This window comes from Kribbella orskensis (genome assembly GCF_004342085.1).
Classification (GTDB): Bacteria; Actinomycetota; Actinomycetes; order Propionibacteriales; family Kribbellaceae; genus Kribbella; species Kribbella orskensis.
The window spans coordinates 106,951-126,944 of record NZ_SLWM01000013.1 but is presented as its reverse complement, the minus strand read 5'-3'; the positions used below and the strand labels follow the sequence as shown (position 1 = coordinate 126,944).

Here is a 19,994-nt window from a genome sequence, read left to right as displayed (position 1 = left end):
CTGCTCTGCCACCTCGGCCTGCGTTCCCCAGCCCCTTCACCTCATACGTCAGCCACTACTACTTACACGTGCGGATCAAGGTGCCGCGACCGCGACCGCGACCTCGCCCTTGTCCTTCTGCTCGAACTGGGTGCGGTGGAGCTCCTCGTAGCGCCCCGCGGCGGCGAGGAGTTCGGTGTGGGTGCCCTGCTCGACGATGCGGCCGTCCTCGATCACGAGGATCTGGTCGGCGGCGCGGATCGTCGAGAGCCGGTGTGCGATCACCACGGCCGTCCGCCCCGCCAGCGCCTCACCCAGAGCAGCCTGCACTGCCGCCTCCGACGTCGAGTCCAGCGAGGCGGTCGCCTCGTCCAGGATCACCACGCGCGGCTGAGCCAGCAGCAGCCGCGCGATCGTCAGCCGCTGCCGCTCACCACCCGACAGGCGGTACCCGCGCTCACCCACGACCGTCTCCAGTTGATCGGGCAACGACCGGATCAGGTCAGCCAGCCGGGCCCGAGTGAGCGCTTCCCACAGATCCTGCTCGCTGGCCTCCGGCCGCGCGAGCAGCAGGTTCTCCCGGATCGAGTCGTGGAAGAGATGTCCGTCCTGAGTGACCATGCCGAGCGTCGCCCGCAGCGACTCCGCCGACAGGTCCCGCACATCGATCCCGGCGAGCCGCACCGCGCCCGAGTCCACGTCGTACAGGCGGGGGATCAACTGCGCGATGGTCGACTTCCCGGCCCCGGACGAACCGACGAGGGCGACCATCTGCCCGGCCTCCGCGCGGAACGAAACGTCGTGCAGCACCTCGACCCCGCCACGGGTGTCGAGCTTCGCGACCTCCTCCAGCGACGCCAGCGACACCTTGTCCGCCGACGGGTAGGCGAACCGGACGTTCGAGAACTCGACCGACACCGGACCGGCCGGCACCGTCTCCGCGTCCGGCTTGTCCTTGATCAGCGGCTCCAGGTCGAGCACCTCGAAGACGCGCTCGAAGCTGACCAGCGCGGTCATCACCTCGAGCCGCGCACTCGCCAGTGCGGTCAGGGGGGAGTAGAGCCGGGTCAGCAGCAGCGCCATCGACACCACGGCACCCGCGTCGAGCTGGTCGCGCAGCGCGTAGAAGCCACCGAGGCCGTAGACAACGGCGAGCGCCAGCGCCGAGACCAGGGTCAGCGAGGTGACGAAGACCCACTGCACCATCGCGGTCCGCACGCCGATGTCGCGCACCCGGCGAGCCCGTACGGCGAACTCGCTCGACTCGCGCGCGGGCCGTCCGAACAGCTTCACCAGCGTCGCGCCCGGCGCCGAGAACCGCTCGGTCATCTGCGTGCTCATGGTGGCGTTGTAGTCGGCGGCCTCACGCTGGAGGCCGGCCAGCCGGTTGCCGATCCGCCGCGCCGGGATCACGAACACCGGCAGGAGGACCAGCGCCAGCAAGGTGATCTGCCAGGACACGCCCAGCATCACGACGAGAGTCAGCACCAGCATGACCAGGTTGCTGACGACGCCGGACAACGTGTCGCTGAAGGCCCGTTGGGCGCCGATCACGTCGTTGTTCAGCCGGGAGACCAGCGCGCCGGTCCGGGTCCGGGTGAAGAAGGCGATCGGCATCTTCTGGATGTGGTCGAACACGGCCGTGCGCAGATCGAGGATGAGCCCTTCACCGATGCTGGACGACAGCCAGCGAGTGATCAGGCCCAGCCCCGCCTCCGCCACCGCGATCAGGGCGATCAGGATCGCCAGCCGCAGCACCAGGCTGAAGTCGTCACCGGCGACGATCGCGTTCACCACCTGGCCGGCCAGCACCGGCGTGGCCACCGCCAGGGCGGCGCCGACGACGCTGAGCACCAGGAACGCGATCAGGTAGCGCTTGTGCGGCCTGGCGAAGGCGAGGATGCGTTTCAGCGCCGCGCGGGAGAACGGACGCTTCTCGTCCTGGGCGTGCATCGCGTGGTACATCGACGTCCACGCGGTCATTTCCATACTCACGGCGACACTCCAGCTAGGTTGGCCAACGTAGAGCGATGGTCCCGCGGACCACCGACACTTTCCGAACGTAGAACCTCAACGGTGCTAGAGGTCAAGCTCACGCCTTTACTGAGTACGCTGTACGGGGTAAGCCGTCGAGTGTAGCCAATCCGGGAGAATCGCGCACATGAATCAGGAGTACAGCGGCAGCGGTGACCCCGCCAAGAGCCTGGAGCTGCTCTGGGGACTGCAGCCGCGCCCAACGCGCGGACCGAAACCGGCCCTCACGGTCGACGCGATCGTCGAGGCGGCGCTGAAGCTCGCCGACGCCGAAGGACTCGCGGCGATGTCGATGCGCCGGGTCGCCGACGAGCTGGGGGTCGGCGCGATGACCCTCTACCGGTACGTCCCGGGCAAGGGCGAACTGATCGACGTCATGCTCGACACCGTGTACGGCGAACTTCCCCGGCGCGAGGTGGACGGCGACTGGCGGGCCAGGCTGGACGAGGTCGCCCGGGAGAACCGCCGGCTCTACCTGAACCACCCGTGGCTCCTCCAGGTCGCCACCAGCCGGCCGCCGCTCGGCCCGAACCTGATGGCGAAGTACGAGTACGAGCTCAGGTCGATCGAGGGGATCGGCCTGACCGATGTGGAGATGGACGCCGCCATCGCCTTGGTGAACGGCTACGTCCACGGCGCGGTGCGGAGCGCGGTCGAGGCCGCCCAGGTGATCCAGCGGTCCGGGATCACCGACAAGCAGTGGTGGCTGGCACATGAGCCGCTGCTGGAGAAGATCGGCGACGCCGCGAAGTTCCCGCTCGCCTCCCGGGTCGGGTCCACCGTCGGCCAGGAGTTCGACGCGCCGTACGACTCCGAGCACAGCTTCGAGTTCGGCCTCGCCCGGGTGCTCGACGGAATCGCCGCGCTGCTGCGGAGCCGGTGAACGCAGTTGTGAGTGAGTACTCACTCAGTTAACCTCGATCAGGTGAGCCCACGAGCGACACCTCTGCCACCCGACGAACGGCGCGCCGCGCTGGTCGCCGCGACGCTGCCGTTGCTGGAGCAGTACGGCCGGGACGTGAGCACCCGGCAGATCGCCGAGGCGGCGGGGGTGGCCGAAGGCACGATCTTCCGCGCTTTCGGCAACAAGGAGGCCCTGATCGATGCCGCGATCAGGACCGCGTTCGAGCCCAGCCCGCTGATCAAGGCGCTCGAGTCGATCGACACGACGCTGCCGCTGCGTGAGCGGATGATCGCCGCCATCGAGGCGACCCAGATCCGGCTGGCCCGGGTCTTCAGACTGTTCATCGCGCTCCGGCTGCAACGCCCGCCGGAGTGGAAGTCCGATCCGGAGGAGGAGGCGCGCCGCAAGGCCGACGAGCAGCGCAGTACCGAGGCCTTCGTCGCCCTGATCCGCCCGGACGAGAAGCTGCTGCGCCTGCCACCTGAGGAGGTGGTCCGCCGAGTGCGGCTGATCACCTTCTCCGCCACCCACCCAATGATCTCGGACGGTCGGCCGCTGACCGCCGAGGAGATCGTCGACTTCGCGCTCGACGGCGTCCGCATCCATGAACCTGGGGACCACTGATGCTACTTCGCCTGTTGCGTACGCACCTGCGTCCGTACGCCGGCAACCTGTCCATGGTCGTCGTCCTGCAACTGATCGGGACGATCGCCTCCCTCTACCTGCCAAGCCTGAACGCGGACATCATCGACAACGGTGTGGCCCAGGGCGACACCGCCTACATCGTCCGCACCGGTGGCTGGATGCTCGGCGTCAGCGTGGTGCAGATCGTCTGCACCATCGCCGCGGTGTACTTCGGCGCCAAGACCGCGGCTCTGTTCGGCCGCGACGTTCGGGCCGCGGTGTTCCACCGGGTCGGCGAGTTCTCCGCCCGTGAGGTCAACCAGTTCGGCGCGCCGACGCTGATCTCGCGCAGCACCAACGACGTGACCCAGGTCCAGATGCTGGTGGTGACGACCTGCACCATGCTGGTCGCCGCCCCGATCACCATGGTCGGCGGCATCTTCATGGCGGTCCGCGAGGACATCGGGCTGTCCTGGCTGGTGGCGGTCGCCGTACCGTTGCTGGCGGCATCGATCGGCCTGATCGCCAGCCGGATGGTGCCGCAGTTCCGCAAGATGCAGGTGAACTTCGACTCGGTCAACCGGGTCCTGCGCGAGCAGATCACCGGCATCCGGGTGGTCCGGGCCTTCGTCCGCGAGCCGCACGAGGTGGAGCGGTTCGCCGAGGCGAACACGAACGTCACCGACACCGCGATCCGGGCCGGCCGGCTGATGGCGCTGGTGTTCCCGGTGGTGATGCTGATCCTGAACATGTCCACCGTGGCGGTGCTCTGGTTCGGCGCCTCCCGGGTGGAGAGCGGGGCGATGGAGGTCGGCGCGCTGACCGCCTTCATCAGCTACCTGATCCAGATCCTGTTCTCGGTGATGATGGCGACCTTCGTGATGATCATGGTGCCGCGGGCCACGGTCTGCGCGGACCGGATCACCGAGGTGCTCGGTACCGAGTCCTCGGTGCGTCCGCCGGTCACTCCGATCAAGAACTTCGTCGGCCGCGGCGAACTCGTGTTCGAGCACGCCGGCTTCCAGTACCCCGGTGCCGCCGAGCCCGTACTCCGGGACATCAGCTTCGCCGCGTCCCCAGGCAGGACGACCGCGATCATCGGCAGTACCGGCGCGGGTAAGACCACGCTGCTGTCGCTGGTGCCGAGGTTGTTCGACGCTACCGAGGGCCGGGTGCTGGTGGACGGCGTCGACGTCCGCGACATCGAGCCGGACGCCCTGTGGGAGCGGATCGGCCTGGTCCCGCAGCGGCCGTACCTGTTCTCCGGCACGGTCGCGAGCAACCTGCGCTACGGCAACCCCGACGCCACCGACGACGAGTTGTGGGAGGCGCTGGAGATCGCGCAGGGCCGCGACTTCGTCCAGGCCATGGCCGAGGGGCTGAACGCGCCGATCTCGCAGGGCGGCACGAACGTGTCGGGTGGTCAGCGGCAGCGGCTGGCGATCGCCCGGGCGCTGGTGCGCAAGCCCGAGATCTACCTGTTCGACGACTCGTTCTCGGCGCTCGACCTGTCCACCGACGCCAGGCTGCGGGCCGCGCTCGCTCCGGTGACGGCGGACGCGTGTGTGGTGATCGTTGCGCAGCGGGTGTCGACGATCATCGACGCCGACCAGATCGTGGTGGTCGAGGACGGCGCGATCGTCGGCAACGGCACCCATGACGAACTACTCGAGACCTGTCCGACGTACGTCGAGATCGTCGAGTCCCAGCGGTCCGCGGAGGAAGCAGCATGAGCGACGAGAAGCGGACGCCGACCGCCGGTGCGGTCTCGGTCAACGGCCAGGCCGCGGCGCCCGCCGAAGGTGGTGAGGGAGCGGCGACGGTGAAGGCCACCGAGCGGCCGACGACCGGGCGTTCGTTCGGCCCGCCTGGAGGGATTCCCGGGGACAAGTCGATGAACTTCGCGCCGTCGGCGAAGCGGCTGCTGCGCCGGTTGCGGCCGCACCGGGTGCACGTCGGCGCGGTGATCCTGCTGGCGATCGGCAGCGTCTCGCTGGCGGTGCTCGGCCCGAAGATCCTCGGCCGCGCCACCGACATCATCTTCGCCGGCGCCGTCGGCAAGCGGCTGCCGAGCGGCGTGAGCAAGGAGCAGGTGATCGAGCAGACCCGCGCGGCCGGCAACGGCCGGCTCGCCGACCTGCTCGGCGGGATCGACCTGATCCCGGGTGTCGGCATCGACTTCGATGCCCTGCGCAACGTCCTGATGCTGGTCCTGGCCCTCTACGTAGGCTCGTTCTTCCTGTCCTGGATGCAGGGTTACATCCTCAACGGCGTCGTCCAGCGGACCGTGTTCGAGCTGCGCTCCGAGGTCGAGGACAAGCTCAACCGGCTCCCGCTGAGCTACTTCGACGGTGCGCCGCGCGGTGAGCTGCTCAGCCGGGTCACCAACGACATCGACAACATCTCGACCAGCCTGCAGCAGACGCTCAGCCAGTTGCTGACGTCCCTGCTGACGGTGATCGGGGTGGTCACCATGATGTTCGTGGTCTCGCCGCTGCTGGCGCTGATCGCGCTCGTCACCATCCCGATCTCGATGGTGCTGACGGCGGCGATCGCCAAGCGCTCGCAGACCCGGTTCGTCGCCCAGTGGCGGCACACCGGCGCGCTGAACGGCCAGATCGAGGAGGCCTTCACCGGCCACGAGCTGGTCAAGGTGTTCGGCCGGCAGAAGGAGATCGAGGAGAGCTTCGCGAAGAAGAACGAGGAGCTCTACCAGGCATCCTTCGGCGCGCAGTTCATCTCCGGGCTGATCATGCCGTCGATGATGTTCATCGGGAACCTGAACTACGTGGTGATCGCGGTGGTCGGCGGTCTGCGGGTCGCCTCCGGCACGATGTCGCTGGGTGACGTGCAGGCCTTCATCCAGTACTCCCGCCAGTTCACCCAGCCGCTCACCCAGGTGGCGTCGATGGCGAACCTGCTGCAGTCCGGGGTCGCTTCGGCCGAGCGGGTGTTCGAAGTACTGGACGCCAAGGAGCAGGTGCCGGACGACGCGACGCCGGCGAAGGTGCTGGAGTCGCGCGGCCGGGTGGAGTTCGAGCACGTGTCGTTCTCCTACACCGACGACAGGCCGCTGATCACCGACCTGAGCCTGGTCGCCGAACCAGGTCAGACGGTCGCGATCGTCGGCCCGACCGGGGCCGGTAAGACCACCCTGGTCAACCTGATCATGCGGTTCTACGAGCTGAAGGGCGGCCGGATCACGCTCGACGGCGTCGATATCACCGAGCTGACCCGGCACGACCTGCGTGCCCGGATCGGCATGGTGCTGCAGGACACCTGGCTGTTCGGCGGCACCATCCGCGACAACCTCATGTACGGGAACCTGAAGGCGACCGAAGAGGACATGCTCGCGGCGGCGAAGGCGACGTACGTGGACCGGTTCGTGCACAGCCTGCCGGACGGTTACGACACGGTGATCGACGAGGAGGGCAGCAACGTCAGCGCCGGTGAGAAGCAGTTGCTCACCATCGCCCGGGCGTTCCTGGCCGATCCGCAACTGCTGATCCTCGACGAGGCGACCAGCTCCGTCGACACCCGGACCGAGGTCCTGGTGCAGCGGGCGATGGCGGCGCTGCGGTCGGACCGGACCAGCTTCGTGATCGCGCACCGGCTGTCCACGATCCGCGACGCGGACCTGATCCTGGTGATGGAGAACGGCTCGATCGTGGAGCAGGGCAACCACCAGCAGTTGCTGGCCGTCGACGGCGCCTACGCGCGCCTCTACAACGCCCAGTTCAGCGGCGCCCTCACCGGCGTCGACGAGGAGGAAAGCGTCACGACCCCGGCCTGACCCGACGGAGAGAGGGCGCCACCAGACCTGGTGGCGCCCCCTCTTTCATCCTCTGTGCTCCGAGCCCGGTCTTGTCTCTCAGTCCTTCGGCGTGACGAGCTCCGGCTTGAGGGCGAGCAGGACGCCGAGCGTGGCGTACCCGATCAGCAGGTGGCCGCCGCCGACCCACCGGCTCGCGGCGTCGCCGAAGATCACCATCGCGGGGATCGTGACGAACACCCAGCTCTCGGCGACCAGCGGCCACCAGCGCAGCAGACCCCGCCAGCGTCCCGTGATCGCGAGCTTGATGCCGATCACCATCATCCCGAGCATCGACAGCGGCCAGCAGAAGTCGAGCACCATCAGCCAGGTGGCGTCCTGCAGGCTCCCGGGCAGTACTCCGTGCAGCAGCGACCAGATGCTCGCCAGTCCGAGGACCACGGCCTCGACCTTGAGCATGGCGACCGCCGGCCGCGACAACCCGGTGGCCCTGGTCCGGAACTGGATCGCCAGCAGGCAGAACAGCCCGAGCTGGAATGCGAGCCCGGTCAGATCGCCGATCCGCTCCTGCACGCCTTCGTTCACGGTGGCGAACGCGAAGATGCTCGCCGCCCAGGCCAGCGTGCCGGCGGTCAGCCCGAGCCCGAGCCGGCGGATCCTCGTGAGCTCGGCCGCCCCGGAGCGCAGTACTCCGGATCCCGGGAGCGCTGCGTTCGAGAACCCTGCCTCCGGGCCGGCGGTCAGGTCGACGTCGGTCCTGGCCCGCGCCGGTGTTTCGGTCATGACGGTTCCTTCCTCCCCTGGAGCACTCGCTGTGCCCCCTGACCAGAACTCTCGGCGCCGGCGCGACCCGGGCGGCAGGGCCGCTGGTCCTCCGTGAGCGCCCGAAGTTGTCCCGTCCGGATCCGGGACAACTGACCCGCGACGACGGGACAGAACCTGGGTGACAATGCAACGGTGACCGAGGTGGGGGAGCCGCGCTGGTCCACACGCGCGGGGTGGGTTCCGGTGGCGCTGGCGACGGCCGCGCTGCTGATCTCTGCTGCGACCGTGGTGCTGGACCTGCGCAACCGCGGCGGGGTCCCGGCAGCCGCCGAGCTGGACTCAGGCTGGGCCGCCGTGCTCTCGGGACTCGCCCAGACGATCCCAGGCCTGCTCCTGCTCAACAGACTGCCCCGGCATCCGATTGCCTGGATCCTGACGATCTCGGGCCTGCTGTGGATCGTGGACGGCTTCGCGTCCAGCTGGGCGGCGTACGCGATCTATACGAACCCCGGGCTGCCCGGCGCCGCAGCGGCGTACTGGTTCTACTCCCGCTTCGGCGCCGTGTTGCTACTCGGTCTGCCGCTGCTGATCCTGCTGTTTCCGGACGGCCGGCTGGTGACCGCGCGGTTCTGGCGTTGGCTGTCGATGGTGAGCCTGGCGCTGACGGCTCTGCTGCCGCTGGTGCTGATCGTGGTCCCGATGGAGGTCATGACGCGGTACCACGACGCCGCGCTGCCGCCGGAGATCACCGGCCTCGCGCTGGACCCGTTCAGCATCAACCTCCCGTACGAGGTGTGGCAGCCGGTGCTGGCAGTCGCCTATGCGGCGGTGGTCGTGAGCCTGGTCGTCCCGTTCGCGGTCACCGTGCACCGGTACCGCGCGGCGTCGGCCGATCGCCGCGCACAGATCCGCTGGTTGATGTGGGCCGCTCTGGTGGACATGTTCGTGCTCCTCATCCCGCTCGAGAACCCGCCGGTCGTCTCGAACGTGCTCTTCGGCCTCGCCATCGCCCTCACCTCGGCGGCGATCGTCATCGCCGTCACCAAACACCGCCTCTACGCCGTCGACCGGTTGCTCTCAGCAACCTTCCTGTACGGCGTCCTGGCGCTCCTCGTGGTGGCGGTGGATCTCGCCGTGTTCGCGGTGGCGGGTGGCGTCCTGGGGGAGCGGGACGCGGCGCTGGCCGCGATTGCCGTCGTCGCGGTGATCTATGCGCCGCTGCGGAGTCGTCTGTGGCGAGCGGTACGGCGGCTGGTTCGCGGGTCCCGGGACGATCCCTACGCGACCGTGTCGGCGCTGGCCGAGAGGCTCGAGTCGGCGGCCGATCCCGACGAGCAACTGCGCGCGGTGGCTCGGACCTTGGCCGAGGCGTTCCGGCTGCCCTATGTGCGGGTGGAGATCGAGCGGTCGAGCGGACAGTTGGCGATCGTCGAGCACGGCCGCCAGTCTGGCCAGACCATCTCCTTGCCAGTCGGCTATCGGGGTTCGTCTGTCGGCAGGCTGGTGATCTGCCCAGGCGATGGAACGGCCTTGTCCGAGCGGGACCAACGGCTGCTGGGTGACCTGGTCAGGCAGGCAGCCGCGGCGGCTCATGCGAGTGAGCTGACCACCGAACTGCAGCGCGGCCGGAGTCGCCTGGTGGCGGCTCGCGAGGAAGAGCGCCGCCGGATCAGGCGAGACCTGCACGACAGCCTCGGACCGAGTCTCGGTGCGGTGGCACTGCGAATCGAGACCGCGCGCAACTTGGCCGGGTCTGCTCCCGAGAAGGCCGACGCGATGCTCGAACAGGCGACCACCGAGGTGGCTGCCGCCCTGGCCGATGTCCGGAGGCTCGTGCACGACCTGCGGCCGCCTGCGCTGGACGAGCTCGGACTGGTGCGGGCGATCGAGCAGCAGGCCGAGCGGTTCCGCCTCGGCGGTCTCCAGGTCTCCGTGGATGGTTCGCCGGGAGCATTACCTGCAGGCGTGGAAGTAGCGGCGTACAGGATCGCGTCGGAGGCGTTGACCAATGTGGCCCGGCACGCGGCTGCTTCGCGGTGCGACATCACCTTGCGGCTGGCGGACGGTCCCGCGCTGGAGGTGACGGTGGCGGACGATGGCGTCGGGATCGGCGAGGACGTCGTGGCCGGCGTGGGGATGCTGTCGCTGCGGGAACGGGCCGCGGAGCTCGGGGGAGTCTGTAGTGTCACCTGTCCGGCGGAGGGCGGCACCGTCGTACGGGTCCGGTTGCCGCTCGACGCGGTACCGGAGGTCGCGCATGTCTGAGGCGGTGCGGGTGATGCTGGTCGACGACCACCCGGTCTATCGGGATGGTCTGGCCGCCCTGCTGGGATCGCTCGACGGCGTCGAGGTGGTCGGGACGGCCGCCGACGGACTCGAAGCCGTCCGCCGGGCGGCGGAGTTGCAACCGGACGTTGTGGTGATGGACGTGCAGATGCCTGAGCTGGACGGGATCGAGGCGACGCGGCGGATCACCGCCGACAGCCCGCACGTCGGTGTCGTCGTGCTGACGATGGCCGAGGAGGACCAGACGCTGTTCGCCGCGATGCGGGCGGGGGCTCGCGGTTATCTGCTGAAGGGCGCCAACCAGGCGGAGATCGTGCGCGCGATCACCGCGGTCGCCCAGGGCGAGGCGATCTTCGGGCCGGCGGTGGCGCGGCGGGTGGCGGAGTTCTTCGCCGGTGCGCCGGTGGCGACCGAGCAGAGCGTGTTCCCGCAGCTCACCAGCCGGGAGCGGGAGGTGCTCGCACTCGTCGCGGCCGGTCGCTCGAACGCCCAGATCGCTTCCGAACTGTTCCTCTCTCCCAAGACCGTCCGCAACAACGTCTCGAACATCTTCGCCAAACTGCACGTCGCCGACCGCGCCGAAGCCATCATCCGGGCCCGCGACGCCGGCCTCGGCCGCTAGGTCGCGGGCGTCTGCGTGGTCGGCGTGCTGCTCGTCCTGCGCCTGGTTCCCGGCCGTCAGTCGGCCGGGAGCACGTCCGCCCTGGCCGAGCTCAAGGTCTTCCGCGATCGCGAGGTGCAACTCGCGATCGCCATCACCGCGGTGGCCAACATCGGTCTGCTGACTGTGTTCACGTTCTTCGCGCCGCTGATGACGGAGGTGACCGGCTTCGCCGCCGACACGGTGACGATCCTGCTGCTCGTGTACGGCGTCGGCGCGACGGTCGGCAATCTCGTCGGGGGTCGGCTGGCTGACCGAGTCCTGGTGAAGTCTCAGCTGGGCCTGCTTGCGTTGCTCGTGATCACGCTGGTCTTGATGTGGGTGGCCAGTGGAAGTCTCGTGATCACTGCTGTGCTGGTGTTCGTCGTCGGTGCAGTTGGTTTCTCGGTGATCCCGGGAATGCAGCTGCGAGTACTCACCACCGCGACAGCGGCCCCGACACTGGCGATCGCGGTCAACGCCTCGGCGTACCAGTTGGCGGCTGCTGCGGCAGGCTGGCTCGGTGGGCAGTTCATCGGCGGCAGTCTGGGCGCTCGCGCCATCTACCTAGCCGCCGCGGCTGTCACTCTGGCCGGCCTCGGGCTCACAGCCTACGCAAGCTCCAATGCCCGCCAGCGAAGGGCCGTGAGCTTGTTCATCGGCTAGGCGGGATCAGGGTGTCGTCCGGAGAGAGCGGAGCCGGAGCGCGAGAGCCCAGTCCTGGTCGTTCGAGAGTGGGTCGGGGCGGTCCGCCGGGCGGCCGTCGATACAACTGGGGAAGACATAGGCGCAGGTCGGAAAGTCTGCCGCGGCGAAGTCGGCGAGCGAGGCGTCCCAGATTCGTCGTACCTGCTCGGTCGAGGCCTCGGTGATCGCCCAGTCGGGCAGGGCCGACAACGCCGTCGCGGTCACGACGCTCCAGTAGTGCGGGAAGACATCGCCCCAGAGCTTCTCCCGGCCGAACCAGTAGCCGTCCCAGTGGCGGATCGGCACCGAGTTGAGCCGGATGTGCGGCTGCGGCCCGCCGAAGGCCATCAACCAGCGGACGGCATTCTCGAGTGCCGCGCGGTGCTCCTCGTCGTCCGGTCGGCCGTAGAGGGCGAGCAGGGTGACGAGCGGGGACACGATCGTCTGCTCGTAGTTCACCTCATGCGCTGCCAACTCCACGCCCTGGCTGACGAACCAGTCGGCCGAGTCGCGCAAAGGCTGCTCCACTTGGTCCGCCAAGGCGTCGTCCCCGGCGTGTCTGCAGAGTTCGGCGACCCGGCGCGCGGCCTCGGCCCAGCCGATCGCGAGGAAGTGGGTGCCGCCTCGCTCGGCCAGGCGATGCAGGATCCGCACGGCGAGGTCGAGGTCTTCGGACCGATCGAACATCACCGCGTGATCGGCGAAGAAGTGCGCCAGCCACGGGTAGTTGTAGAGCCGGGATCCGTTATAGGCGCCGGCGCTGCCGCGGAGGACTGTGCCGTCGGCCTCGATCAGATGGGTCCTCGCGAAGCGGGCGTAGCCGTCGAGCGCGGCGGTGGACTCTTCGGCGTCGACCCAGCCGAGTCTGCGAGCATGCTGAACCAGGACCGCCATACCGACCCGCTCGGCTCCGTCGGTCCAGTCCGGCCAGTCGGGTGAATGCATGGTCAGCCCGGTACTGCTGTCGACCGGGAGGAACGCGAACTGTCGCAACCCGTCGGCCTGCTGATCGCGATGCGCGTCCAGAAGCACGCGGACCCGCCGACGGACGATCGCCTCGAGGCCGTCGGTGAAGAGCAGCATTGTCCGCGCTGTGCGACGACTCTCTTCGACTACGTCGACAAAGGCCGTCCCCGCACGCGATCGTTCGAGTCGTACTGCGTTCCCATCCGTGGCGACCGGTACTCCGTCGATGGCGACCGTGGCTGGCCGTCGCAGGACGCCGATGATGGCCTCGTCGTGGCCGGCGCTGTAGCTGTCGAAGGAGATCGGGGGATCAGTCGTCGCGAGGAAGGCCGCGCGGTCTTGGTAGAAGCCGACCGTCCAACTCCAGGACAGCGCCTCGCCGGGCGGCACGGAGTACACGGGCTGGCCGCCGTTGGCTGTCGGGTTCCGAGCATGGTCGGTGGGTTGGAGCATGAGATGGCCGCGGATGTTCGAGCCGGTATCGGGATTGCGCGACTCGACGGAGTACGACCACAGAGCACCCTCGCTCAGCGTCAACCCGAGTACAGGTCCGAGGCCGTCCATCGGCTCGGCCAGCACCCAGGCCCAGGATCCGCCGGTCCAGACGTGCGCGTGGCAGGCACGTTCGAGACTGTCCTGCGCCGAGTCGTAGACGTCGCGCCACGGGGTGGAGATCGCCAGGCTCCGTACTTCGATCGGCGCCGCCCCGCGATTCCACAGCTCGTAGGTCTCGGCCAACTTCGCGCCGCCGCGTCGGGTGACCACCAGCTCGAGATTGTCTCCGATCTTCGCGTGCGTCGTCAGCCCACCCTCGCCTTCATCGACGGAGTCGGGCGCGCCCCAGCGGAACGTGCCTTGATCCGTGATGACGAAACCGCGACCCCAGCGATGCAGCACGGTGTGCCAGCGATCGGCGCCCTCCTGCAGCAGCCAGGGCGTGGTCGGCCGTCGCGGATGCCGGAACGCGAGAGGCGCACCGTCCACCCGATCCAGCTCCACCTGGCCGACCCCGACGTCCCACAGGATCGGCCGGGCCTCGCCGTTGTCGGCCACGGTCAGTTTGCTGCGGAGATCAGCCGCGCGCCAAGCGGCGTACGGCGAGCTCGGCGAGCAGGCCGGACGCGTCCGGCAGGACGGAGTCGTCGAAGTCGGCGAGCGGAGAGTGGTTGTCGGCCGCGTTCTCCGAGTCGGCGGCACCGCACGCGCTGAGGTTGACGTAGGCGCCGGGCACCTCGTTCAGCACGTACGACATGTCCTCCGCACCGCACTCCGCGTGCGCGCGTTCACGGAACCGCTCGGCGCCGAACAGGTCGACGATCGCCTGCCGGGCGAACAGGTACTCGGTCTCGTCGTTGACCGTCACCGGATAGCCGACGCGATAGTCGGCCTCGGCGGTCAGCCCGTGCGCGGCGGCCAGGTTCTCGATCAGCCGGACGCTCGCCTCCTGCATTCTGGCCCGGGACTCGGCGGAGAACATCCGCACGGTCGCGTCGAAGAACGCGTCGTCCGGGATGATGTTCTCCTTCGTGCCGCCGGAGATCCGGCCGACCGTGAGCACCACCGGGTCGAAGACGTCGAACTGCCGGGTCACCATCGTCTGGAGCGCGACCACCATCTCGCACAGGACGGGGATCGGGTCCTTGCCGCGGAAAGGCTCGGAGCCGTGTGCCCCGGCGCCGACGACCCGCACGCTCAACTGGTCCGCGGCGGCCATCAGCGGCCCGGCCTTGCTGCTCCAGACACCGAGCGGATCGCCCGCCGATTGGACGTGCAGGCAGTACGCCGAGTCGACCAGGCGACCCGCGGCCTCCAGGAGACCCTCGCGAATCATGATCGGCGCGCCGCCAGTGGTCTCCTCGCCCGGCTGGAACATGAACACCACGTCACCGGCGAGCTGGTCGCGCAGGTCGTGCAGGATCTTCACCGCGCCGACCAGTCCCGCGACATGCAGATCGTGGCCGCAGGCATGCATCAGCCCCGGATGCGTCGAGGCGAACGGCACGCCGACCCGCTCGGTCACCGGCAACGCGTCCATGTCGCCGCGCAGCAGCACGACCGGACCAGGGCCGCCACCGCCCCGCAGTACGGCGGTCACCGCCGAGAGCTCCTTGCCCAGGGTGATCTCGAGGTCGAGTCCCTCCAGGGCTTCGAGGATCAGTCCCTGGGTCTTCGGCAGGTCGAGGTCGTACTCGGGGACCTGGTGCAGGGCTCGGCGCAGCTGGATGATCTCGGTGCCGTAGCGCTGGGCGAGTTCGAGGGTGCTGGTCACGCGTTTCCTTCCACTTCGGCGGGCAGATTCGTCGGCCGGATCATCCGGGCCGGGTCGCTCATGCCTGGTTCTTCGGGCCGAGGTCGAGCGCGGCCATCACTCGCTGGGCGCTGCCGCCGAGCTCGAGCAGCTCGACCAGGTCGAGCCACCGCTCCGGGTCCGCCACCTCGGTCGGCAGGGTCGCGTCGAAGGTGCCGACCGGCGCGTCCGTCGCCACGGCGACCACCTTGGGAGCCACGTCGAGGTAGTCGCTCGCCTCGAGGATCTTGCGTTTCACCGCCGGCGACATCGGCGTACCGGGGTCGGCCGCGGCGGCGCGGATCGCGTCGAGGTCGCCGTACGTCGTGATCAGCGAGGCGGCGGTCTTCTCGCCGATGCCCTTCACCCCCGGGAGCCCGTCGGAGGCGTCTCCGCGCAGGGTGGCGTAGTCGGCGTACCGGCTGGCGGGGATCTCGTACTTCGCCAGCAGGGCCTTCTCGTCGAGCACATCGGCCCGGCCGACGCCCTTGGCCGCGGTGTAGACGATGCGGATGTCGCGGGAGTCGTCGATCAGCTGGAACAGGTCGCGGTCGCCGGTGACCACGTCGACCGGCATCTTCGAGCGGTGCGACAACGTGCCGATCACGTCGTCGGCCTCGTGGTCGGCGGCCCCCACGATCGCGATGCCGAGCGCCTCCAGCGCGGCCCGGATGTACGGCACCTGGACCTCGAGGCGGTCGGGCACATCCTCCACCTGGTCGCCGCCGGAGGTGACGAACTCCACCCGCTGAGCCTTGTACGACGGGATCAGCGCGACCCGCCACGACGGCCGCCAGTTGTCGTCCCAGCAGGCCACCAGGTGGGTCGGCCGGTGGTTCTCCACCAACCGCGCGATGAAGTCCAGCAACCCCCGGATCGCGTTCGTCGGCGTCCCGTCGGCGGCCTTCATCGTGTCCGGCACCCCGAAGAACGCCCGGAAGTACAGCGAAGCCGTATCCAGCAACATCAACCGCTGCCCGGCAGCGGACCTCGTCTCACCCATGCCGCGATGCTTTCACAACCCACCGACCATTCCCACGCACCTCGTCCGTCTCACCCCTGCGCGACCGGATGACTGGAGGGAGGGTGGGTGGTGTGGGAGCGCCTTCCTCGGGGTGTCCGGCGGAGGGTGGATGAATGCTTGGGAAGGGTTTCCCAGAGTAGGGTCTGCGGAATGGAGGATCTGGATCGCAGGATCGTGGCGTTGCTGGCGTCCGACGGGCGGATGAGCTTCACCGACCTGGGCAAGGCGACCGGGCTGTCCACGTCGGCGGTGCACCAGCGGGTCAAGCGGCTGGAGCAGCGGGGCGTCATCCTGGGGTACGCGGCAACCATCGACCACACCGCGCTCGACCTGCCGCTGACCGCGCTGATCTCGATCCGCCCGATCGACCCGTCCCAGCCGGACGACTCACCCGAGCGGCTGCGGGACGTCCCGGAGATCGAGTCCTGCTACTCCGTGGCCGGCGACTCCAGCTACATCCTGATCGTCCGGGTCGCCACTCCCGCGGCCCTGGAGAACCTGCTCGCCGTGATCCGCGCCCGCGCGAACGTCTCCACCACGACCACGATCGTCCTCAGCACGCCGTACGAGCGGCGCCCGCCGGCGCTCTAGTTGGTGATCCGGCGGACCGCCACCACTCAGCAACCTCGCCGCTGGTTCACGGACGCGGCGTCGCCAGGCGGCGTGCCCGAGATTCGTGTGTGGTTGGTGGGTGCCGGCGGTCCTGGCTACCCACTAACCGTCATGCCCGTCCAGGTCGGCGACGCGAAGGTTGCCGTCGGCCCGCACCAGGTCGGCGAACACGGTGACCAGTGCCTTCTCCCACGGATGCCCCGGCAACTGGTCCTTGAACAGTTCGGCGTGGTCGGCGGCGACAGCGTCGTACGACGCCCTGGTGGCGGCAAGGTGGTCGGTCACCGGCGGGACTCTAGTCAGTCGAGGAGCTGTGGCGCTGGTGCTCGGTCCCGGTGTCGAAGAACTCGTCGAGGTATTCCTCAGGCGGGAGATCGCTGTCGCGGATCAGCGAGAACACCTCGACGCCCGGCACGATCTTGTCCACGTCGTCGCCGAGGAAGAAGCACTGCGCCAGGCCGAGGTACGCCCAGTCGGTGTCCTCGATGTACCCGAGTGCCTCCCGCTCGGCCAGCTCGATCGCGGACTCGAAGTCGTCGGCCCGCCACAGCGTGACCCGTTCCTCGTACGCCGAATCAGCGTCCCGCCCCTCATCGAGCCGGAACACACACCTGACGCTGTACCACCCCATCGAACCCACTCCCCGCCAGCGCCGCCGTCCCCTGTCCGACGACACTAGCGGGAAACCCTCAATTGATGTGCAGCAGTTGTCGGGACCTCAGCTGATGTGCAGCAACTTCTGGGACTCGGCCGCATCCCGGGAGGCGGCCGCGCGCTTCTCGGCTTCGGCGAGGGAGTCGCCGGCGTGCTGCTTCCACCAGTTCTGGCCCTCGGTCGGGAGGGTGTCGATCGGGTCGTAGTACTCGTGGGTGCGGTTCAGTGCCTCGGGGTCCTGCCGCTCGATACCGGTGCGGTAGTTCTTCTTCCAGTAGGAGATGCCTCGGACCTCGTCGTACTCCGACAGTTGGTGCACCCAGCGCTTCCCGACGTACGGGACGTCGCAGACGATGCGCGGGGTGGCGAAGCCGGGGAGGTAGCCGAGGATGCCGTGCTGCAGGTGCTGCGCTTCCTTGACCGAGACCCGCCAGTGCTCGGAGAACGGGATCATGTCGCACATGTAGAAGTAGTACGGCGTGATCGTGGCGCCGTCGAGCAGCGCGAAGCACAGGTCCAGCAACTGCGGCACGGAGTCGTTGACGCCGCGCATCAGCACACCCTGGTTGCGCACGTCGCGCAGGCCGGCCTCGAACATCGCCTTGGTCGCCTCGGCCACCAGCGGGGTGACCGACTGGGCCGCGTTCACGTGCGTGTGCATCGCGATCATCACGCCGCGCTTCCGGCCGAGCTGGGCGACCCGCTCGACGCCTGCGCGGACGTCGTCGGCGAGCCAGTGCTGCGGCATCCCCATCAGGGCCTTGGTGGCCAGCCGGATGTCGCGGATGTTCTCGATCTCCAGCAGGCTGGTGAGGAACGACTCCAGTCGCGGCCAGGGCATGTTCGCCACGTCGCCGCCGGACACCACCACGTCGCGGACACCCGGCGTACGGCGCAGGTAGTCGAGCATGTCGTCGAGGCGCTGCTGCGGCTTGATCGTGAACTTCAGCTTGTCGATCACCGGCGTCGAGTTCCCGACCAGGTCCATCCGCGTGCAGTGGCCGCAGTACTGCGGGCACGTCGGCAGGATCTCCGCCAAGACCTTGGTCGGGTACCGGTGGGTCAACCCCTCCGTGGCCCACATCTCGTGCTCATGCAGGGAGTCCCTCGTCGCGTGGGGATGCGACGGCCAGTCAGCGCGGCGGTCACTGAACATCGGCAGCATGTAGCGGCGAACCGGATCGGCGTAGAACGCCTCGGTGAAGGTCCCCGCGTAGTCATCGTTGGGCACGATGGTGTTGAGCATCTGCGGGGGCAACAGCATCGACATGGTGGCGCGCTCGGCCTGGTCGCGGGTCAGGTCCTCGTAGACGCGCTCCTCGAGCAGGTGGCCCATCACCTCGCGCAGCTGCTTGACGTTCTTCACGCAGTGCGAGCGCTGCCACTGGGCGGACCGCCATTCCTCGGCGGTCACGTCTTTGAAGCCGGGGATCCGGGTCCAGTCAGGCTCGACCAGTTCGGCCCGGGTATAGGCGTACGGCTGCCCGTTCAGTTCGGCAGCTGCAAGCTCCGGGCTGATCAGATCGGTCACGAGTCCTCCAGGGGGCTCCACTACGGCGTCGGTCTCATGTGAGGATAGCGATAGAACTTATGGTAGATCCACTAGAACACCGCAAGATTTCCTCTCTGAATCAACCACAGTAGTATTTTGCCCGGCTCAACCGAAGTCTGGCCACATTTGCCCCAAGGAGACCCCGTGTCGGACACCCCCGGTTCGCCGGTAGGACTGCACCGTGTGATCGAGCCCGCCGGCGTGTTGCCGCAGGCGGCCCAGCGGCTGGACGCGCGGGCCGAGCTGTGGCCGGACGAGGTGCGGATCTCGGTCGAGCGGCTCAACCTGGACGCCGCGTCGTACCGGCAGTTGGCCGAGGCGCACGGGGGAGACGGTGACGCGGTGCGAGCGGCCGTGCTGGAGATCGTCCGGACGCGCGGCAAGATGCAGAACCCCGTCACCGGCTCGGGCGGCATGCTCGTCGGCGTCGTCGACGAGGTCGGCCCCGAGTCGCCCCTCGGAGTACAGAAGGGTGACCGGGTGGCGACGCTGGTGTCGCTGACGTTGACGCCGCTGCAGATCACCGACGGCCTGGCCGACTGGGACGGGCGCGGCGAGCAGGTCCCGGCCGCCGGACACGCGATCCTCTTCGCGCGATCTATCGTTGCCAAGCTCCCGGACGACCTGGTTCCCGAGCTCTCGCTCGCGGTGATGGACGTGTGCGGAGCGCCCGCGCTGACCGCTCGCGTAGTACAGCAGTATGTCGACAAAGACATAAAGCCTGTCGTGTCAGTTATTGGCGGGGCAGGGAAAAGCGGGTCGCTGTCACTCGCGGCGGCGCGTCGTGCGGGGGCCGCCCGGACCATCGGCATCGTGCCGGTTCAGGCCGAGGCCGATCGCCTCACCGCCGCGGGTCTGGCCGACGTCGTGGCGCTCGCAGATGCTCGTGATCCGGTCGCGCTCGCAAAGGCTGTGGAGGAGGCCGGGGGGCCGGCGAACATCACCGTCGTCTGTGTCGACGTGCCAGGCTGCGAGCACGGCGCAGTACTGTCGACGGCCGCCGGCGGCACGGTGATCTTCTTCTCGATGGCGACCTCGTTCTCGGCCGCCGCGCTCGGCGCCGAGGGGCTGGCCGCGGACGTCACGATGCTTGTAGGCAACGGATATGTGCCCGGTCACGCGGACTACGCGATCGACCTGTTGCGGTCCGAGCCCGGCGTGCGCAACCTCTTCGAGGGCAGGCTGAAGGCGGAGGGGCAGGATTAGCC

17 protein-coding genes are annotated in these 19,994 nt (G+C 68.7%); 9 read left to right on the top strand and 8 right to left on the bottom strand.

Features of this window, described 5'->3' with window-relative positions:
* Positions 1 to 75: 75 nt before the first annotated feature.
* The gene (locus EV644_RS28945) at positions 76 to 1,962 is read right to left on the bottom strand and encodes an ABC transporter ATP-binding protein (RefSeq protein ID WP_199240051.1); all 1,887 of its coding nucleotides are present in this window, start codon (positions 1,960 to 1,962) and stop codon (positions 76 to 78) included.
* Between the two features lie 178 nt (positions 1,963 to 2,140).
* Here EV644_RS28945 and EV644_RS28940 point away from each other — a divergent pair, with 178 nt between their 5' ends.
* From EV644_RS28940 to EV644_RS28925, 4 genes are read left to right on the top strand one after another with little or no spacing between them, the layout of a single operon-like run.
* The gene (locus EV644_RS28940) at positions 2,141 to 2,896 is read left to right on the top strand and encodes a TetR/AcrR family transcriptional regulator (protein WP_132192122.1); all 756 of its coding nucleotides are present in this window, start codon (positions 2,141 to 2,143) and stop codon (positions 2,894 to 2,896) included.
* A 42-nt stretch (positions 2,897 to 2,938) separates the two neighbouring features.
* Positions 2,939 to 3,541, top strand: a complete 603-nt coding sequence (locus EV644_RS28935; RefSeq protein ID WP_241998941.1) for a TetR/AcrR family transcriptional regulator — start codon at positions 2,939 to 2,941, stop codon at positions 3,539 to 3,541.
* Positions 3,541 to 5,274: an ABC transporter ATP-binding protein gene (locus EV644_RS28930; RefSeq protein ID WP_132192121.1), complete on the top strand. Its 1,734-nt coding sequence runs from the start codon at positions 3,541 to 3,543 to the stop codon at positions 5,272 to 5,274. Before EV644_RS28935 ends, EV644_RS28930 begins: the two co-directional genes overlap by 1 nt.
* Positions 5,271 to 7,334, top strand: a complete 2,064-nt coding sequence (locus tag EV644_RS28925) for an ABC transporter ATP-binding protein (RefSeq protein ID WP_370451484.1) — start codon at positions 5,271 to 5,273, stop codon at positions 7,332 to 7,334. Before EV644_RS28930 ends, EV644_RS28925 begins: the two co-directional genes overlap by 4 nt.
* Before the next feature lie 78 nt (positions 7,335 to 7,412).
* Here EV644_RS28925 and EV644_RS28920 read toward each other — a convergent pair whose 3' ends face one another.
* On the bottom strand, positions 7,413 to 8,096 hold the full coding sequence (locus tag EV644_RS28920; RefSeq protein ID WP_132192120.1) for a hypothetical protein: 684 nt from the start codon (positions 8,094 to 8,096) through the stop codon (positions 7,413 to 7,415).
* A 174-nt stretch (positions 8,097 to 8,270) separates the two neighbouring features.
* On the opposite strand from EV644_RS28920, the gene EV644_RS28915 reads away from it, so the two are divergent.
* The 3 genes from EV644_RS28915 to EV644_RS28905 are packed head-to-tail and all read left to right on the top strand — an operon-like array spanning position 8,271 to position 11,670.
* Positions 8,271 to 10,343: a sensor histidine kinase gene (locus EV644_RS28915; RefSeq protein ID WP_132192119.1), complete on the top strand. Its 2,073-nt coding sequence runs from the start codon at positions 8,271 to 8,273 to the stop codon at positions 10,341 to 10,343.
* Positions 10,336 to 10,986 (top strand): response regulator transcription factor, encoded by a 651-nt coding sequence (locus EV644_RS28910; RefSeq protein WP_132192118.1) that lies wholly within the window; start codon positions 10,336 to 10,338, stop codon positions 10,984 to 10,986. The genes EV644_RS28915 and EV644_RS28910 overlap by 8 nt, the downstream gene beginning before the upstream one ends.
* 15 nt (positions 10,987 to 11,001) lie before the next feature.
* Positions 11,002 to 11,670 carry an MFS transporter gene (locus EV644_RS28905; protein ID WP_132192117.1) on the top strand — a complete coding sequence of 223 codons (669 nt, stop codon included), beginning with the start codon at positions 11,002 to 11,004 and terminating at the stop codon, positions 11,668 to 11,670.
* 6 nt (positions 11,671 to 11,676) lie between these two features.
* Here EV644_RS28905 and EV644_RS28900 read toward each other — a convergent pair whose 3' ends face one another.
* Genes EV644_RS28900 through EV644_RS28890 form a run of 3 tightly spaced genes read right to left on the bottom strand, consistent with a single transcriptional unit; the run spans position 11,677 to position 15,911 of the window.
* Complete coding sequence (locus EV644_RS28900) at positions 11,677 to 13,710, bottom strand: hypothetical protein (protein ID WP_132192116.1); 2,034 nt, start codon at positions 13,708 to 13,710, stop codon at positions 11,677 to 11,679.
* Between the two features lie 19 nt (positions 13,711 to 13,729).
* Positions 13,730 to 14,926: a M20 metallopeptidase family protein gene (locus EV644_RS28895; protein WP_132192115.1), complete on the bottom strand. Its 1,197-nt coding sequence runs from the start codon at positions 14,924 to 14,926 to the stop codon at positions 13,730 to 13,732.
* Between the two features lie 58 nt (positions 14,927 to 14,984).
* Positions 14,985 to 15,911 (bottom strand): 5'-3' exonuclease, encoded by a 927-nt coding sequence (locus EV644_RS28890; RefSeq protein ID WP_132192208.1) that lies wholly within the window; start codon positions 15,909 to 15,911, stop codon positions 14,985 to 14,987.
* A 207-nt stretch (positions 15,912 to 16,118) separates the two neighbouring features.
* Here EV644_RS28890 and EV644_RS28885 point away from each other — a divergent pair, with 207 nt between their 5' ends.
* Positions 16,119 to 16,559 carry an Lrp/AsnC family transcriptional regulator gene (locus EV644_RS28885; protein WP_132192114.1) on the top strand — a complete coding sequence of 147 codons (441 nt, stop codon included), beginning with the start codon at positions 16,119 to 16,121 and terminating at the stop codon, positions 16,557 to 16,559.
* A 123-nt stretch (positions 16,560 to 16,682) separates the two neighbouring features.
* Here EV644_RS28885 and EV644_RS28880 read toward each other — a convergent pair whose 3' ends face one another.
* The 3 genes from EV644_RS28880 to EV644_RS28870 all read right to left on the bottom strand — a co-directional run bounded on the left by EV644_RS28880 (position 16,683) and on the right by EV644_RS28870 (position 18,765).
* Positions 16,683 to 16,865 carry a hypothetical protein gene (locus EV644_RS28880; protein WP_132192113.1) on the bottom strand — a complete coding sequence of 61 codons (183 nt, stop codon included), beginning with the start codon at positions 16,863 to 16,865 and terminating at the stop codon, positions 16,683 to 16,685.
* 10 nt (positions 16,866 to 16,875) lie between these two features.
* The gene (locus EV644_RS28875; RefSeq protein ID WP_132192112.1) at positions 16,876 to 17,211 is read right to left on the bottom strand and encodes a DUF4288 domain-containing protein; all 336 of its coding nucleotides are present in this window, start codon (positions 17,209 to 17,211) and stop codon (positions 16,876 to 16,878) included.
* An 87-nt stretch (positions 17,212 to 17,298) separates the two neighbouring features.
* A complete protein-coding gene (locus EV644_RS28870) occupies positions 17,299 to 18,765 on the bottom strand; it encodes a KamA family radical SAM protein (RefSeq protein WP_132192111.1) in 1,467 nt (488 codons plus the stop codon).
* A gap of 165 nt (positions 18,766 to 18,930) precedes the next feature.
* Between EV644_RS28870 and kdd the strand changes: the two genes are divergently transcribed.
* Positions 18,931 to 19,992, top strand: coding sequence for an L-erythro-3,5-diaminohexanoate dehydrogenase (gene kdd, locus EV644_RS28865; RefSeq protein ID WP_132192110.1), 1,062 nt, complete (start codon positions 18,931 to 18,933; stop codon positions 19,990 to 19,992).
* Positions 19,993 to 19,994: the final 2 nt, after the last annotated feature.